Origin of the sequence: Colwellia marinimaniae, assembly GCF_002207865.1 — a bacterium.
Taxonomy (GTDB): Bacteria; Pseudomonadota; Gammaproteobacteria; order Enterobacterales; family Alteromonadaceae; genus Colwellia; species Colwellia marinimaniae.
The window spans coordinates 1-261 of record NZ_BDQM01000330.1; the positions used below are offsets into that span (position 1 = coordinate 1).

The following is a 261-nucleotide window of genomic DNA, read 5'->3' on the forward strand; positions in this document are numbered from 1 at the left end:
CAACAATAATCAAACTCGATTCCCTGGCCAATCCTATTGGGTCCACCGCCTAAGATAATGATCTTGTCACGATTAGATGGATTCGCCTCACACTCTTCCTCATAGGTAGAGTACATATAAGCGGTATCGGTTGAGAACTCAGCGGCACAAGTATCGACGCGTTTATACACAGGATGAATCTCAAGCTTATGACGTAACTTGCGAACTTCTGACTCACTGACACCCAGCAGATCCGACAAACGTAAATCAGAGAAGCCTTTA

1 protein-coding gene is annotated in these 261 nt (G+C 44.8%); it reads right to left on the reverse strand.

Annotated features, from left to right (window positions below; all coding sequences use genetic code 11):
• Positions 1-261, reverse strand: a 261-nt coding sequence (locus MTCD1_RS19520; RefSeq protein ID WP_143760196.1) for a carbamoyl phosphate synthase preATP-grasp domain-containing protein, incomplete at both ends; no start/stop codon positions are given.